Below are 15,861 nucleotides of genomic sequence, written 5' to 3'. Positions count from 1 at the left end.
CCACCGGCAGTCGGGCGCGTTGGGCGAGTTGTTCGAGTAGATAGTTCAGAGCGGCGATGTCGGATTCGAGCGCGGGCTCGCTGGGATGCGGGGCGCAGAGCAGGACTACCGGGTGATCGGCGTCGGCCGCCTCGGTCAGTTGATTGACTAACGTGCGCCACGCAGGCGTGTGGGACTCGCCGATCACGTACACGTCGGAGTGCTTGGTGACACCATCGCGCAGCCGCACCGACCAACTCGGCGCACTGGTCGCCTTGGCGTTCTCGACATCACCTGAGCGTTGCTCGGAGTCCGAGTGCGCGAGGACGTCCGGCTCGGTGGCTGCGGCGAGTCCGTCGGATGGGTAGACGACGGGTTCGCCCGCAGGGGTGGCTATCGCGGCCTGGTCGACCGTCGGTTGTGGGATCTCGTGCGACAGTGCGATGAGGGCCAGTCCGGTTGTGTCCCGGGGCAGCCGTCCCAGCTGACCCGTCTGCGGGTCGATGACGGCGACTCCGTGCTCATCGCGGATGCCTACAAGAACGTGGTTGACCTGCCCCGGAGGTCGACGTACAGCGATAAACGCCCGTGATCCGGCAACGGCTGCCCGTAGCGCCCGCACGCCTGCCTCAATGGTCGGGATCTCATACACCCGGTGCTGACCATCGGCCAGATTTAACAGCTGCTGCTGATAGTTGAGTAGGTCACCGCCGTGCAGCGGATCGGTGGTGGCCGCCTGATACACCACCGTCCCGTCCTCGAATGACATATCCAGGCAGAGCGCGGCGACGACACAGTTAGTCTCGTGCCCGCCGCCAGCGACACGACCGGGATTGATTTGATCGAGCCAGCCATACACCTCACGCAACGACTCGTTGGTGTGGTCAGACGGCACTTCCCACGTCTCGACATCAACACCAGCCAACCGCCCGAACCGTGCGGTGCGAATATCCCAGACCTCTCCCGCACCCTCCGGCCTTGACGACGACCCGGTCCACACTTCTGTCGTGACGGCAGGGTCGGTGGAAGCGGCCATCATGCCCGGCGTGGACGTGCCTGTCGGATCGGTCGACACGTCAGCGAGGACCGGACCTGTCAACGGTGTTCTGCCCCAAGTCTGATCGAGCCAGTCATACGCCTCACGCCGCAGCTCGTTAGGGTATTCAGACGGCACTTCCCACAGCTCCCCCGTGCCGTCCGACTCGCTGGGCTGCTCCCGCACCGATGCTGGCGGCACAACGGCCACCCCCACACCAGAACCAGACGAGGTAGACGACACAGACGGGCCAGCCAAACCCGACGCCTCTTCAGGCGCCATCAACGTATCAATATGCTCACCGTCCCGCGCGGGCACGACAGTTATCCCGCATTTCTCCATGGCGGCAGCAATCACACCCCCTGGATCGCTATATCCGTAGCGTATTATGCTGTGCACCCAAATACCAACTTTAACGATCTCTCCCGTACGCGGAACGGGCCATTTCGTTGACTTGGCGAGGATAGACCCGCGCTCGTCGGGATTCTTCTCATACCAATCAAGCAACGCAGCAATGCTGTCGTTCACCGCATCGGCGCGTTGCTGCCCTGTCACAGAAGGAAGGTCCGGCGAAATCTTCACGAGATTGCCAACGCGAGAGGGCTCGAATCCCAAGCTTTCCAGGGCATCGTAAAGATCGTCCCCCCAAGCATATAACCCAGACTCTTGCAACTTGTGCAGATCTCTGCCAAGTGGGTAGTAGCTCTCCTCTCTGGCGATGGTCGGGACAAAGTCTTGAGAGGGCATTTTGCCGAGGTGGCTGGGGTTTTCTGCTACCCAAATTTTGAGAAATCTTACTAGCTCCATATGCCTGCCGAACTCCGCTCGCCCTCTAAATGGCCGAGGTCGAGTGAAAGGTCGGATAGTTTCGGTCCTGGTTGGGGCGTCACGGAATTTGTGGTGTCGATGAGGCTGCACCAAGCCGGGCACTTCTAATGTCAGTGTAGTAATACGCCGGCCACCCTCCGCGAGTACGGGAGTTATATCGCATCTCTCCATGGCGGCAGCAATCACACCCGTCGGATCGTCAATTCCCTTAGCTCTTATTTCGTGCACCGAAGCGCCAAGTGGAAGGGTCCTCGTCGTACCTGGAAAGGTCCAGTCCTGTTCCCGGCGGGGGACCGCCCTGTACTCGCCGGAATTATTCTCATACCAGTCAATCAAAGTAGCAACCATGTCGCTCACACGCATTTCTTCCGTGAGCGCTCGGCGGCGAGGGCCGGTGGAAGCGGCCATCATGCCCGGCGTGGACGTATGCGCCGGATCAGTCAACACGTCAGTGAGGACCGAACCCGTCACCGGTGGTCCCACCCGAACCTGCCCGCCGTCGATGGCGAGCAACCGTCCCGACTCATCGGCGGGTAGCAGGATCGGTCCTGCCAACGCCGACGCCGCACCAGATAGCCGCTCACCCCGCGACCCGCCGGTCGGCCGGAACGGGATGTAGCGGCTGGCGTCGTCGTTGGCTTGGGTCTCCACCAACCACCAGTCCTCAACCGACGGCCGGTGAATGATCACCAGGTGCTGCGGGTGACCAGGACGACGCACCCACGCCACCGTCGAATACCCCACCCCCAACCCCGCAAGGTCCGTGAGCCTCGCGGGCGCGAACACACCACCCAACCGGGCCGCGACCCCGGCCGCGGACCTGACCGGCACATCATCACTGGCCGCTCCCGCCACACCTAGCCCGGTCAACACCGCGCCCACCCGGAACACACAATCCGCCGTCTGGCTATCCCACCGCGGCAAACCCTGCACCGCCTGCCGCAACTGCAGCGCCGCCACACCCTTAAAAACGTCCGAGGCAGCCCGCAGCGCCTCACCAATCACCGCACCCGCCGACCCCCCCGCCACATGCTCAACCGGCAACACCACCACCGCGCCATCCCCACCAGGAAACGGCACCACCCGCGAACCCCACCGCGCGACACCAACCCCCGCCGCACGAACCAGAACCGGCACACCAAGACGCTCACCACGCCCCACCACGACATCCACACCAAGCCCACGCCCCACCGGCACCAACACCATCCGCGCCGTCACCTCAACCGGCTCAACACGCAACACCTCCCTCACAACCGCAGAACCCCACACAGCCCCATCAACATGAACCAGATGAACCCCGCCAACCGGCACGGCATCACGCACCACCGCCGGCACCTCACCACCAACACCCCACCAGCGACCAGAAGGCACCCACGTCGTCAGAAACTCCACACAACCCACCACAGCCGCCTCCACCACAACACTCACCCCACACCAACCACCAACCACGATCAGTACAAGGCAACTCACCACCACCGATACTGTCAAGCCACACTGGCCCCAACCCGGACCGAACCGCAGCCGACTGCCCCTACGGCACCAACACCGACATCCGCGCGGTCGCCGCTGGTGAGCACGGCTACCACGAGAACGACCTGCACTACGTCCGGCGCAGGCGTCGACGACCGTGGAGGACGTCGCCCGCTCGCGGTGGCCCACCGTGTACGCCGGGTCAGCCTCGACCTACCAGGGCGGGCGCTCCTGGTGCACCGCGTCCCGACGCGCGGCCTCGACCAGGCGGTGCGCGCACTGGTGCCCGCCGTCGCGGTCCGGTTCGTGGACGCCGCGCACTCCGAGGCGACGATCAGCGAGTGGTTAGAGCGCGTGCGCGCGGACTTTGACTATTGGGCGTGCCGGGGGATCCCGCTGCACAGCACCGGTCCGAAGATCGGCGAGTGCGTGACGGTCGGGATTGACCACCCGCAGCGCGACGCCGGGAAGCTGCACGCCCGATACCCCCTGCTTGGCAGCTTCTCCTTGGCGTCGATGGCGACCAGCACGGGACCGAGATCCTGACACTGATTCATCGCTCAGGAGGTGCGGCCTCAGGGGGTTGGCACGGCGGGTGCGGCTGCCCGGGAGGCCGCGTGCAACCGCAGGACACCGGCGGCTGTCGCGCCGATGCCGGTCACCAGCACCACCACGACCATGCCTCGGGCGACCTCGGGCGACCAGGGCACCGGAGCGATGGACCGGGCGAAAACGGCGGCGTTCGCCACCCCGGCGAAGAGCCCCAGGCACGCCCCGGCCAGCGCGATCACGAAGTCCGCGGCAGGCCGGCGGGCCAGCGCGTACCAACCGGCGGCGAGTGCCCCGAGGCCGGTGAGCAGCGACCAGACCTGGCCGCCCAACAGTCCGCCGACCACCCCTCCGACGCCCTGGGCGCCCGCGTCCAGCTCCCGCCCGACCGGGTAGACGACCGCGACCGCGCCGCCGACGACCAGCAGCACGCCCACCGCGGACAGCGCCCGGGGGCCGGCCGACGAGGCGGCGGCGAACAGGCCGAGTGCCCCCACCGCGAGCAGTCCGACGATGCTCACCGCCCACCAGGTGTACGCGTCGGGCGGCGGCACCCAGTCCAGGGTGCCGCCGATCGTCAGCGGATCGGTGCCGTCGCGCAGCGGTACCGTCCAGTCCCGGACGCGGTGCTCGCGCTCCGGCGCGGCGCGTACCGCCGCCGGTGGCGTCGACTCCTGCCACAGCGCCCGTTGGTCGTGCCAGCGTGCCGTGGTCCCGTCGGCGATGCGCCGCCAGGACGGCGGGGCTGCCGGGTCGGCGTCGGGCGGGAGCGCGGTGTCGCCGGCGAGGGTGCGGTTCAGGTAGGTGGCGGGGGAGTGCGCGTTCTCGAAGACGCCGTCGGGGCCGACCCGCAGGTACGACTCTCCGGAGTAGCCGATCACCTCGACCGCCCGGCCGGTGTGGTTGGTCAGTTCCAGGCGGGCGCCCGCCTCGATCACCCGTACCGTCAGCCCGGGCCGGGCCGGCGTGACGCCGGTGACGCGGGTGCGGTAGTCGGTGCCGTCTGGGGCGTCTGCGCCGTGTGCGGCGGCGGGCGCCGCGGTGAGCAGGGTAGCCGCGCAGGTGGCGGCGGCGATCAGGCCGGCGCGCGCCAGGACGCTACGGATCACTTGCCGGCCGCCGTCACGGCCGCCGTGAGGCCCTGCGGGGTGCGGTCGGCGAGTGGTTGACCGTTGACCAGGATGGTGGGCGTGCCGGTGACGTCGCTGCGGCTGGCCTCCTCGGTGACGTGCTCGGTCCACGTCTTGTACGTGCCCTCCTTCACGCAGTCGCCGAACGAGCCCCGGTCCAGCCCCACGCCGACGCCGATGTCGATCAGCTCGTCGTTGCTGAGCCCGGCGCTGCCCTCGGGTGGCTGCTTGGCGAAGAGCGCCTTGGCGTACTCACGGAACTTGCCGCCGACCGCCGCGCAGCCGGACGCGGCCGACGAGCGGCTGGAGTACTCGGTGGTGGAGAAGCGGTTGAGGTACGCGACCGGGTGGTAGACCACCTTCGCCTTCTTCTCGGACGCCAACTGCTCCAGTGTCGCGCCGCTGCTCTGCTCGAACTGGTTGCAGGCCGGGCAGAGGAAGTCCTCGTAGACGTCCACGGTCACCGGCCCGCCGCCGGTGACGATGCCGGTGCCGGGCCCGTTGGCGCCGGGCGGGGTGGTGAAGCTGTCCGAGCGCTGGTTGGACCAGACGGCCCAGCCGATCAGGCCGGCGATGACCAGGACGGCGACGGCGGCGGCGGACACCCAGATCGTGCGGCGGCGGCGTCGTTCGCGGGCCAGTTGCTCGCGGACGACCCGGGCCGCGTCCCGCTGGCCCTTGCGACTACTCATCCTCGTCCTCCACGACGGGTTCGGCGGACAGCCATCCATCCACCGACACGGGCGTACGGGGCCAGATCACCAGAAATCCGGCCAGTACCAAGAATCCCAGGTCCCGCAGGATCTCCGGGAGGTAACTCGGGGCCTGACCCTCGGCGAGCTGGCCGCCGCTGCCGAAGCAACCGCAGTCGATGGCCAGGCCACGCGCCCAGGCCGAGGAGATCCCCGCGATGAAGACCAGCAGCAGCGCGGCGGAGATGGCCGCGCTGAGCCGGGTGGCCAACCCGAGCAGCAGCAGCACGCCCAGGGCCAGCTCGACGAAGGGCAGCGCGGCGCCGATCACGGTGGCGCCGTCGTACGGCAGCACCTGGTACGCGTTCACGGCCCGACCCGAGGCGGCCAGGTCACCGACCTTCGACGCCCCGGCGACGAGCCAGACAGCGGCGAGGCCGAGGCGGGCCGCCGTGCCGAGCCAGGGCCGGACGGCCGCCCAACGGTCGAGCCGGGTGGGGGGTGCGGTCACGCTCATTTGTCGTCCCGTCTCCGCCGGAAGTTCCGGGCTCAGCCGGTGCGGGCGTCGCCGACGGCCTCGACCAGGTCGTCGCGGGCCCGGGCGACCCGGGACCGGATGGTGCCCACGGGCACTCCCTCGACGGCGGCGGCCTCGGCGTACGAGAGACCGAGCAGTTGGGTGAGCACGAATGCCGCACGTCGCTCGGGGCTCAGCCGCCGCACGAGGTCGTTGGCGCCGAGCTGCCCGGCCGGATCGGGGTGCGGGTGGTCGGTGTACGCGTTCGCGGCCAGCCGCTCGTCGAGGCGACGACGGCGGATCACCGTCCGGAGGTGGTCGGCGCAGGCCCGCCGGGCGATGCCGAGCAGCCACGTCCGGGCGCTGGACCGGCCCTCGAACGCCGGGAGGGCCTTGAACGCCCGCAGGTACGTCTCCTGGGCGAGGTCGTCGGCGCTGTCCGGGCCCACCAGGGCGGCGGCGAAGCGCCAGACCTCGGCCTGGGTCAGCCGGACGAACATGGCCTGGGCGGCGGCATCGCCGTCGCGCGCGGTCAGGGCCGACTCGGTCGCCGGGTCCCGGGCGACGTCACCGGTCGGACCGGCCGGGCCGGTGTCACGCGGGACGGGGATCACGACAAGCCAGGTTACGCGGCGCCGGGTGCGACGTCAGGGACCTTCGGCCCTTGGATGGTCTGCGACACGTCGGGAACTTTTCCCCGTCGTCAACCGACTACCTGCTCATGACACGCGACCTCTCCCGCGCGGCGCTGGCGGCTGAGCGGACTTGAGCCGTTCGCCCGACTCGGCTCGCCGAGATCCAGTGGGGTCGGCGACCATGGCAGGCATGACTGTCGCCCCCCGCCGCTGGGCCGCCCGGTTGGCTGCCGCCGCCGGCCTACTGGTCACCGTCGTCGCCCTAATGATCGCGCCAGCCACCCCGGCCAGCGCCCACGCGGTGCTGTCGAGCAGCAGCCCGGCCGCCTCGTCCGTGGTGCCGAGCGGCCCGTCCGAGGTGGTGCTCACGTTCAGCGAGTCGGTTCGCAAGGTCCCCGACAAGGTCCGGGTGATCGCGCCGGACGGTTCCCGCGCCGACCGGGGCGAGCCGTCGTTCGACGGCGCTGTGGTGACCATCCCGGTGGATCCGGCCGCCGGCCGCGGCACCTACCTGGTGAGCTTCCGAGTGATCTCCGCCGACAGCCACCCGGTCTCCGGCGCGTTCACCTACTCGGTGGGCGCGCCCTCGACACCGCCGGTCGACACCGGCAACGACAGTCGGGCCAACCCGGTGGTGGGTACGGCCGTGAAGGTGGCCCGGTTCCTCGGGTACGCCGGTCTGGTGCTGCTGGTCGGGCCCGCCCTGGTGCTGGCCGCGCTGTGGCCGCGGCGGCTCTCCCGGCGGGGGCCGACCGGGCTGGCCTGGGCCGGTCTCGGCCTGGTGGCGCTGGCCACCCTCGCCGACCTGTGGTTGCAGGTGCCCTACACCGCCGGTGGTGGCCTCTTCGAGGTGACCGGTGAGGGGTTCGGCAGCATCCTGGGCAGCACCTTCGGCGCCGCCCACCTGGTCCGGCTCGGCCTGCTGGCCGCGGCGGCGTTCCTGCTGCGGCCGCTGCTGGCCCGCCCGGCCGGCCGCACCGACGCGATCATCCTGGCGGTGCTCGGTGTGGCGGGCCTGCTGACCTGGCCGCTGGCCGGGCACCCGGCGGCCTCCCCGGCTCCGGCGGTGTCCGTGGTGGTCGACGCGGTCCACCTGGGCAGCATGGCGGTCTGGCTGGGCGGCCTGCTCATGCTCGCGGTCTTCCTGCTGCGCCAGGCCGACGAGCGGGAGCTGAGCGCGATCCTGCCGATCTGGTCGCGTTGGGCAGCTCTCGCCGTCTCGGCACTGCTGCTGGCCGGCACCGTGCAGGCGTTGATCGAGGTGGCCACGCTGGACGCCCTGTTCAGCACCACGTACGGGCGGCTGCTGCTCGCCAAGATCGGACTGTTCGCGATCGTGATCGCCGTGGCCGCGTACTCCCGGCAGTTGGTCCGTCGGCGCGTGGCCGCGCAGCGGCCGGTGCCGGTGCGCCGGGCGGTCCTGGTGGAGTTGGCCGTCACCGCCGTGGTGCTGGCCGTCTCCGCGACCCTGGTGCAGACCACGCCCGCGCGTACGGCGGCGGCCGAGTCGTCCGGCATCGAGGCCGGCCTCTTCACCACCACCCTGTCCAGTCCGCTCTTCTCCATGCAGGTCGAGCTGAGCCCGGCCGAGCGGGGCAACAACTCGGTGCACCTGTACGCGTACGGCAAGGACAACCAGCCGCTGCCGGTGGTGGAGTGGCGGGCGACCGCCGCGCTGCCGTCGGCCGGGATCGAGCCGATCGACGTGCCGCTGCTGCCGTTGACCGACAACCACGCGTACGGCGACGTCAGCCTGCCGGCGGCCGGCGAGTGGCAGCTGAAGATCACCGCTCGCATCACCGACATCGACCAGGCCACGGTGACCGCCACCGTGCCCATCCGTTAGAGAGGTCCACGACACCCATGACCCGACTCCGGCGCACCGCAACCGCCGCTGCCGCCCTGGCGTTCACCGCCGTCGCCACCGCTGTGCTCGGCTTCGCCGGGCCGGCCTCCGCCCACGTCACGGTGAACCCGAAGGAGGCGACCCAGGGCGGCTACGCCCGGGTGGCGTTCCGGGTGCCGAACGAGAGCGACACCGCTTCGACCACCAAGCTGGAGGTGGTGCTGCCGGAGAACGCCCCGGTCGGCTCGGTGTCGACCATCCCGGTGCCCGGCTGGACGGTGGCCACGGAGAAGCGCAAGGTGGACCCGCCGATCGAGGTGCACGGCAGTCAGCTCACCGAGGCGGTCTCGAAGATCACCTGGACGGCCACGGGTGACGCGGCGGTCAAGCCGGGGCAGTTCCAGGAGTTCGGCGTCTCGATGGGGCCGCTGCCGAAGGTCGGGTCGATGGTCTTCAAGACCCTCCAGACGTACTCCGACGGCAACGTCTCCCGCTGGATCGACGAGCCGCAGCCGGGCGGCGAGGAGCCGGAGAAGCCCGCCCCGGTGCTGACCCTCACGGCCGCCGCGTCGTCGGCGTCGGCCGCCCCGTCCGCCGCGGCCGTCGCCGCGTCGGACGATGACGACGACGAGAACGTGGGCGCCGCGATCGGCCTCGGCGTCGCCGGCCTCGTCACCGGTCTGGCCGGGCTGGCGTTGGGCGGGTTTGCGTTCGCCCGGACCCGACGGGCGCCGGTCGCCAAGTCCTGACCTCGTCGCGCACCGCTGGCCCGCCGGACAATCCGGCGGGCCACCGTGCTTTCCGGGACCGATGCTGGCCGTGCCGTGGATATCCCCTGATCAGCGGGCGTACGTCGGTAAGGTCGGCCGGGTATCTGGCTATGGAGGGGGACGGTGCGAATGCGGTTCGTGCGGGTGATCGCCGGAATGCTGTTGTTGGTCATCGGAATTCCAGCGCTGTTCGCCGGCGGCGGGCTGTGGCTGGTTGCCCGGCACGCCGACCCCGGTGGGACCTTCGCCGCCCGGTTCGAGACCGTCCGCACACCGGGCTACGCGGTCGTGGTCACCGATCTCGACCGGCTGCTGCGACGGGAGGCGCCCTTCGCGCGCGGCGCGCAGACCGGTCTGCGGCTCGACGCCCGGACGCCCGACGGTCCGGCCTTCGTGGGGCTGGCACCGACCGCCGAGGTGCGCCGCTGGCTGGAGCCCGTGCCGTACGCCTCGGTCCGCCGGGTGGCGCTGGCCCGGGGTCCGCTGCCGGTCCGCACGGACCCGACGGTCCCGGCCGCGGTCCCGCCCGCCGATGCGGTCCGCCCGCCGCTGGGTCTCCCGTTCTGGGTACGCGAGGGGGTCGGCACTCTGGAGTGGAGCGCCGACGACCTCACTGGCGAGGCGATGAGCCTGGTGGTGATGCGCCCGGACGGTCGTGCCGACCTGAGCCTGGACCTGCGTGCCGAGCTGCGCGCGGGTTGGGTCGGCCCGGTCACCTGGGGTCTGCTGGCGGCGGGAGTGCTGCTGGTGGCGTGCGCGGTGCTGCTCCTGCTGCGCCCACCGCGTCCGCGCGAGGTGGTCTTCGTGGTTGAACCGGACCAGGTGCCGGTGCTCGCCGGCCGGCTCGGGGTCACGTCGCTCAGCGGCCTGGGCGCCCGGGATCCTCATCCCGCCCGGTCGATGCCGGCCATGCGGCAGCTCGCCCCGGTCGGCTTCGGCGCGGCCGAGTGGTCCCGATCGGCGATCGGTGCGGAACCGGCCCGGCCGGTCACCCTTGCCGACCTGGACGCTCCCGGCGGGCCGCCCCGGCCGGCGGAGGGCCGGTTGCCGCGGCTGCCGGAGGTGGCGTTGAGCCTGGCGTGGCCGCCGAACGACGCCGAGCCCACGGCGCGGCCGGTGCCGGAGGACTGACGCGGCGAGTGGCCCTGCGCGCTGCCGACGCGGAGGGCCACTCTCACCGGGGGAGCGGTGCTACCCGAGCGACGCTTGAGATACCTGGGTCCAGGTTAACGCCGACGGTCGTTACTGGGGAGTTGTGTCCATTTGGTGCGACTTTTCCACGGTGCGGGTCGGGCGGGCCACGCGGACCGGCAGGACCACCAGAAGCAGCAGGCTGAGCAGCACGTAGCCGTTGCGCAGCAGGAAGTCGACCGGGTCGTCGGTGCGGACCGGCGCCACGCCCCAGTCGTGGAACGACACCACGCCGTAGATGATCAGCGCGGCGGTGCCGATGGCGAGCCCGGCGAGCCACTGCCGTCGGCGGAACTCCTGCGGCCGGTTCGCGCGCAACGCCGCATCGGCGAGCAGCACCACGGCCGGCACGAACCAGTAGATGTGGTGGGTCCAGGTGATCGGGCTGACCAGCGCACCGACCAGGCCGGTCAGGGTCAGGCCCGTCAGCCCGTCACCGGCGCGCGCCGCCCGGACCGCCCGCCACAGGCCGTAGCCGGCCACCACCGCGACCACCAGGAGCCACAGCAGCCGGTCCGGCTTCTCCGGCGCGGTGAACCGGCTGAGCAGACCGAAGAGCGACTGGTTGCCGGTGTAGTCGGTACGCCCCACCCGGTCGTTGTCCCACAGCTCCTGCGTCCAGAACCGCCACGAGTCCCCGGGCGCGACCGCCGCCGCCAGCAGGGTCGCCGCCGCCGCCGTCGCGCTCGCCACCGCGGCGGCCCGCCATCGGCGGGTGGCCAGCAGGTACACGATGAAGATGCCCGGGAAGAGCTTGAGCGCCGTCGCCAGCCCCACGCCGACCCCGGCCCAGCGTCGCGCCTGCGGTACGGCGAACAGCAGGTCGGCCAGGATCAGCACGACCAGCAGCATGTTTATCTGTCCGAACGTGATCGTCTCGCGCGTGCTCTCCACCGCCAGCACCAGCAGCACGGCGACCGTCAGGGTGAACGTCCGAGGCAGGTTGTGGCGGGCGATCACCGGCGTCACCAGCCACCGGGTGGTCAGCACGACGGCAGCCACCGTGAGCACCGTGAAGATGGCCACGGTGGCGCCGAGCCGGAGTAGCCCGAACGGCCACAGCAGCAGCGCGCTGAACGGTGGGTACGTGAAGTACAGCTCACCCTGCACCCGGTCGGGCTGGACGTAGTCGTAGAGCGGGTGACCGGCCGTCCACCAGTCCATCGCCGACATGTAGATCTTCAGGTCGAAGAAGTCGTGCACCCGCCCGGGCAGGTAGAGCGCCGGCAGCACGGCGACCAGCGCCACGATCGCGACCAGCCGACGGACCGTACGGCCGCCGGGATCGTCGTCGGTGACGGCGGGCGGTGCGATGGGTTCGGCTGGCACTTGAGAAACCCTAGCGGTCCACCCGCCCGAGAGCGTGCAGCCGCGGGGCGTGGGCTGCGCGTAGGCTGTCCCGGTGGCTGACCTCCTCGTCTGGATCGACTGTGAGATGACCGGGTTGGACCTCGGCAGTGACAAGCTGATCGAGGTTGCGGCGCTGGTTACCGATCCCGACCTCAACGTGCTGGGTGATGGTGTCGACGTGGTGATCCACGCCGACGAGGCGGCATTGGAGGCGATGCCGGAGATCGTCCAGACGATGCACGCCAAGTCCGGCCTCACCGAGGAGGTCCGTCGTTCGGCGGTCACCCTGGCCGAGGCCGAGGACCGGGTGCTGGAGTACGTCAGCACCTTCGTCAAGGACCCGCGTACCGCGCCGCTGTGCGGCAACTCGATCGCCACCGACCGCGGCTTCATCGCCCGGGACATGCCCCGCCTCGACGCGCACCTGCACTACCGCATGATCGACGTGTCGTCGATCAAGGAACTCTGCCGCCGCTGGTACCCCCGCGTGTACTTCGGTCAGCCGCAGAAGGGCCTGGCGCACCGGGCGCTCGCCGACATCCGCGAGAGCATCCGCGAGCTGGAGTACTACCGTCGGACCATCTTCGTGCCGCTGCCCGGCCCGGACGTCGAGACCGCCAGGGGCATCGCCGCCGAGCTCTGACCGGTGCCGCTCGGCCGGCGGGGAACCCGCTGGACGCCGTGCGCGGTGGTGGGGCTATTATTGGTCCGCACGCCGCGCGGGGTGATCGACCGGGCGTCGGAGGCATGGTGGCTGTAGCTCAGTTGGCAGAGCACCGGGTTGTGGTCCCGGTTGTCGTGGGTTCAATTCCCATCAGTCACCCCATATCTCAGGCCCCCTCCTCGGAGGGGGCCTGAGTCGTTGTGCGGGCCACCTTCGGTGGATGACCCACTCCGTTTACCGAAATCCGGGGTGTCCCCGCTGACGGGTCACCCCGGATTCCTGGAACCCGAGTCGATGGTGCGTGTGGATCAGGCGGTTGGCGTGGGCGACGGGGTGGTGGCGCCGTCCGGGCTCGCCGAGGCGTCCGGGCTCGCCGAGGCGTCCGGGTCGTACGGCAGGGCGCTGTCCTTGACGTACTCGTCCCAGCTCATGTTCCAGTCGGTCCAGCCGTTGCCGTTCTTGATCTTGGTTTCGGTGCCCTTGACGGTGATCGGGTCGCCGACCTGGGTGTTCTTGAACAGCCAGTCGCCGTTGGCCATCGATACGTTCACGCAGCCGTGCGAGACGTTGACGCTGCCCTGCTGTCCCTCGGACCAGGGGGCCGCGTGGATGAACTCGCCGCCATAGGTGAGGCGCTGCGCGAAGTCGATCTTGGCACGGTAGCCGTCCTGCGGGCCCAACTCCTCGAACGTGTCGAAGACGGTCTTGCGCAGCTTCTCCATCACGACCATCGTCCCGCTGGACGAGGGGGTGCTCTTCTTGCCCAGGCTGACCGGAAGGGTCTTGATGACCTTGCCGTCGCGGGTCACCGTCATCCGCTTGGTCTTGTTGTCCACCGTCATGATCAGCGACGGACCGATCTTGATGTCCACCGAGAGGTCCGTGCGACCGTAGTAGCCGTCGCCCATCGGCAGGCCACCGGCCTGCACCCGGTACGAGACCTTGCTGTTCGCCTTCCAGAACTGCTTCGGCCGGTACCGGATCTCGGTCGGGCTGACCCAGTGCCAGATGCCCTCCTGGGCCGGCGTCGAGGTCACCGTCATCCGGCGCTGTACGTCGTCGCGGTAGTCCTCCGGGACGGCGTGGTCGAACGTGACGATCAGCGGCATCCCGACACCGACCTGCTGGTTGTCGCCGAGGAAGCTGCTCACCCGGATCTGCTTGTCGGGCTTGGCCATCGTGGTGAAGGCGCTGGTCGCGGTGGCCGGTCGGCCGTCGTCGCCGGTGGCCGTGACCGTGGCGGTGTAGCTGGTGCCGTACTCCAGGGCCCCGCTCGGCAGCCACGACTTGCCGTCCGCCGCGAGGGTCCCCTCGACCGCCTTCCCGGCTGCGTCCTTGAGCTCGACGGTCGTCTTCTGGGCGTCCTTTGTGCTGAAGGTGATGCCGGTGGACGCGGGCACGTCCTTGGCGTCCGCCGCCGGTTCGGCGATGGTCGCCGACGCCTTGGGCGCTGGGCTCTCGGCGCCGCCCTGCCACGAGGACGGCTTGCCGCCGTCGCCGTTGGTGCAGGCGGCGGTGAAGGCCAGCGCTACGGCGAGGAGCCCGGCCGCGAGCACGCGACGTCGCCCACGGGGCCGGATCAGTCGGTCCTGGCTAGCTCGCATAATGTCCTCACAGTCGTGGTCGCTGACCCATCGTCTCCTAAAGACGTGTCAGAACCGGTCCTGGTTGCCGAGGGTGAACAGAAACACGCCAATCACGGTGCCGGATTTTTGCTACTATCCAGCGTTTCGTGATCCGGGCTCGTCTTCCTGCCGGAGTTGAGGGGTCGCCCACTGCCGTCGTTAGGTCGTGGGCAGAGTAAGGGTACGCGCCGGCCCGCGCCATCGGCAGGGCCGGCGCGATGACGCCGGTCGCTCAGAGCGCCGGGCCGGATCCACCCTTGGGTACCGGCAGCGCGCTGCCCTTGATGAACTCCGACCAGCTCAGACTCCACGCGGTCCAGCCGTTACCGGCGACGATCTTGCGCTCGGTGCCCTTGATCGTGATCGGGTCACCGATCCGGGTCTTCTCGAACAGCCACTTGGCGTTCGCCGTCGACACGTTCACGCAGCCGTGCGAGACGTTCTGCCGTCCCTGCACGTGCTCCGACCAGGGCGCGGCGTGGATGTACTCGCCGCCCCAGGTGAGCCGCTGGGCGAACTGGATGTCGGCGACGTAGCGGTTGGCCGGGTCCGGATCGTCGCGGGTGTCGAAGACCGTGGCCTCCTTCTTCTCCATCACGACCATCGTGCCGCTCGACGATGGGGTGCTCCTCTTGCCCAGGCTCACCGGGATCGTGCGCGTCAGCGCGCGGTTCTCGTAGACCGACATCTTCTTGGTGGCGTTGTCGACCTTCATCACCAACGACCGGCCGATCTTGGCGGTGGCCTTGCGGTCCATGTCGCCGTACTTGCCGTTGCTCAACGGCACCCCGGCCAGCGCGATCCGTACGGTGATGGTGGTGCCCGGCTTCCAGTACTCCGGGGCGCGGTAGTACGCCTGTGTGCCGTTGTCGACCCAGTACCAGGCGCCCGGCTGCGGCGGATCGGTCTTGACGAACATCCGCTTCTGCACCGCCGCCCGGTCCTTCTTGGGGATGCCCGGGTGGAACTCGGTGACCACCGGCATGGCGACGCCGTAGCTCTTGTCGTCGAAGAGGTACAGGCCAGACCCGATGGTCGACTTCGGCTTGGCCATCGTGGTGAAGTTGCTGGTGCCCTGGCTGCTCGTGCCGTCCGGCGCGCTCGCCGTCACCGTGGCCGTGTACTTCGTCCCCCACTTCAGCGGAGCGGACGGCACCCAGGCCGAGCCGTCGGCGCGGAGCTTCCCCTCCACGGTGCCACCACCGGCCGCGGTCAGGGTGACCGCGGACACCTCTCCACCACTCGGGAGCTTGGCGCTGATCTCCGTACTCACGGGCTTGTTCTTCGTGCCGTCGGCCGGGCTCAACGTCAGCGTCGGCCCGCTGGGCGTGCTCGGCTCGCCGCTCGTCGACGGCGCGGCCGAATCGGGTGCGGCACTCGCATCCGCCGACGTCCCGCCGACGAACTCCGGCTTCTTCTGCTCGTCGCCGCACCCGGTCAGTGCCAGCGACGCCGCCAGGGTCAGCGCGCCCACCACCGCCCCGGCTCGCCTGAACCGTGCCATCCCCACCTCTGTTCTCGCGTACCTGGCGGACATCGTGCCGTACCAGCGCCCGGACCCACGCCCCCGTCCCGAGCG

At 69.9% G+C, this 15,861-nt stretch carries 13 protein-coding genes and 1 tRNA gene; 6 read left to right on the top strand and 8 right to left on the bottom strand.

Annotated features, from left to right (window positions below):
• Nucleotides 1-3,235 (bottom strand): hypothetical protein (locus tag ACLQ24_RS16630; protein WP_425892593.1); only part of this gene is annotated, 3,235 nt, incomplete at its 3' end.
• A 258-nt stretch (nucleotides 3,236-3,493) separates the two neighbouring features.
• On the opposite strand from ACLQ24_RS16630, the gene ACLQ24_RS16625 reads away from it, so the two are divergent.
• On the top strand, nucleotides 3,494-3,859 hold the full coding sequence (locus ACLQ24_RS16625; protein ID WP_425892591.1) for a hypothetical protein: 366 nt from the start codon (nucleotides 3,494-3,496) through the stop codon (nucleotides 3,857-3,859).
• A gap of 29 nt (nucleotides 3,860-3,888) precedes the next feature.
• On the opposite strand, the gene ACLQ24_RS16620 is transcribed toward ACLQ24_RS16625, so the two are convergent.
• From ACLQ24_RS16620 to ACLQ24_RS16605, 4 genes are read right to left on the bottom strand one after another with little or no spacing between them, the layout of a single operon-like run.
• Nucleotides 3,889-4,971: a hypothetical protein gene (locus ACLQ24_RS16620; protein WP_425892590.1), complete on the bottom strand. Its 1,083-nt coding sequence runs from the start codon at nucleotides 4,969-4,971 to the stop codon at nucleotides 3,889-3,891.
• A complete protein-coding gene (locus ACLQ24_RS16615; protein ID WP_425892589.1) occupies nucleotides 4,968-5,684 on the bottom strand; it encodes a DsbA family protein in 717 nt (238 codons plus the stop codon). Before ACLQ24_RS16615 ends, ACLQ24_RS16620 begins: the two co-directional genes overlap by 4 nt.
• Nucleotides 5,677-6,201: a MauE/DoxX family redox-associated membrane protein gene (locus ACLQ24_RS16610; protein WP_425892587.1), complete on the bottom strand. Its 525-nt coding sequence runs from the start codon at nucleotides 6,199-6,201 to the stop codon at nucleotides 5,677-5,679. The genes ACLQ24_RS16615 and ACLQ24_RS16610 overlap by 8 nt, the downstream gene beginning before the upstream one ends.
• Before the next feature lie 32 nt (nucleotides 6,202-6,233).
• The gene (locus ACLQ24_RS16605; protein ID WP_425892585.1) at nucleotides 6,234-6,815 is read right to left on the bottom strand and encodes a sigma-70 family RNA polymerase sigma factor; all 582 of its coding nucleotides are present in this window, start codon (nucleotides 6,813-6,815) and stop codon (nucleotides 6,234-6,236) included.
• 202 nt (nucleotides 6,816-7,017) lie between these two features.
• Between ACLQ24_RS16605 and ACLQ24_RS16600 the strand changes: the two genes are divergently transcribed.
• The 3 genes from ACLQ24_RS16600 to ACLQ24_RS16590 all read left to right on the top strand — a co-directional run bounded on the left by ACLQ24_RS16600 (nucleotide 7,018) and on the right by ACLQ24_RS16590 (nucleotide 10,583).
• Nucleotides 7,018-8,682 (top strand): copper resistance CopC/CopD family protein, encoded by a 1,665-nt coding sequence (locus ACLQ24_RS16600; RefSeq protein WP_425892583.1) that lies wholly within the window; start codon nucleotides 7,018-7,020, stop codon nucleotides 8,680-8,682.
• Between the two features lie 17 nt (nucleotides 8,683-8,699).
• Nucleotides 8,700-9,431: a YcnI family protein gene (locus ACLQ24_RS16595; RefSeq protein ID WP_425892582.1), complete on the top strand. Its 732-nt coding sequence runs from the start codon at nucleotides 8,700-8,702 to the stop codon at nucleotides 9,429-9,431.
• Nucleotides 9,432-9,581: 150 nt separating this feature from the next.
• A complete protein-coding gene (locus ACLQ24_RS16590) occupies nucleotides 9,582-10,583 on the top strand; it encodes a hypothetical protein (RefSeq protein ID WP_425892598.1) in 1,002 nt (333 codons plus the stop codon).
• Nucleotides 10,584-10,694: 111 nt separating this feature from the next.
• Here ACLQ24_RS16590 and ACLQ24_RS16585 read toward each other — a convergent pair whose 3' ends face one another.
• On the bottom strand, nucleotides 10,695-11,972 hold the full coding sequence (locus ACLQ24_RS16585) for a glycosyltransferase 87 family protein (protein WP_425892580.1): 1,278 nt from the start codon (nucleotides 11,970-11,972) through the stop codon (nucleotides 10,695-10,697).
• A gap of 73 nt (nucleotides 11,973-12,045) precedes the next feature.
• On the opposite strand from ACLQ24_RS16585, the gene orn reads away from it, so the two are divergent.
• Together orn and ACLQ24_RS16575 are read left to right on the top strand one after the other, a co-directional pair.
• Nucleotides 12,046-12,636: an oligoribonuclease gene (gene orn, locus ACLQ24_RS16580; RefSeq protein ID WP_425892578.1), complete on the top strand. Its 591-nt coding sequence runs from the start codon at nucleotides 12,046-12,048 to the stop codon at nucleotides 12,634-12,636.
• Between the two features lie 107 nt (nucleotides 12,637-12,743).
• Nucleotides 12,744-12,819: transfer RNA gene (locus tag ACLQ24_RS16575), tRNA-His, on the top strand.
• A gap of 146 nt (nucleotides 12,820-12,965) precedes the next feature.
• On the opposite strand, the gene ACLQ24_RS16570 is transcribed toward ACLQ24_RS16575, so the two are convergent.
• Together ACLQ24_RS16570 and ACLQ24_RS16565 are read right to left on the bottom strand one after the other, a co-directional pair.
• On the bottom strand, nucleotides 12,966-14,261 hold the full coding sequence (locus tag ACLQ24_RS16570) for an Ig-like domain-containing protein (protein WP_425892576.1): 1,296 nt from the start codon (nucleotides 14,259-14,261) through the stop codon (nucleotides 12,966-12,968).
• A 253-nt stretch (nucleotides 14,262-14,514) separates the two neighbouring features.
• Nucleotides 14,515-15,786 carry an Ig-like domain-containing protein gene (locus ACLQ24_RS16565; protein ID WP_425892574.1) on the bottom strand — a complete coding sequence of 424 codons (1,272 nt, stop codon included), beginning with the start codon at nucleotides 15,784-15,786 and terminating at the stop codon, nucleotides 14,515-14,517.
• Between the last annotated feature and the right edge of the window lie 75 nt (nucleotides 15,787-15,861).

The organism is Micromonospora sp. DT4, from assembly GCF_049841675.1.
In the GTDB taxonomy this organism is placed as follows: domain Bacteria; phylum Actinomycetota; class Actinomycetes; order Mycobacteriales; family Micromonosporaceae; genus Micromonospora.
The sequence above is the reverse complement of the archived record's forward strand: the minus strand, read 5'-3'. Positions and strand labels throughout refer to the sequence as shown.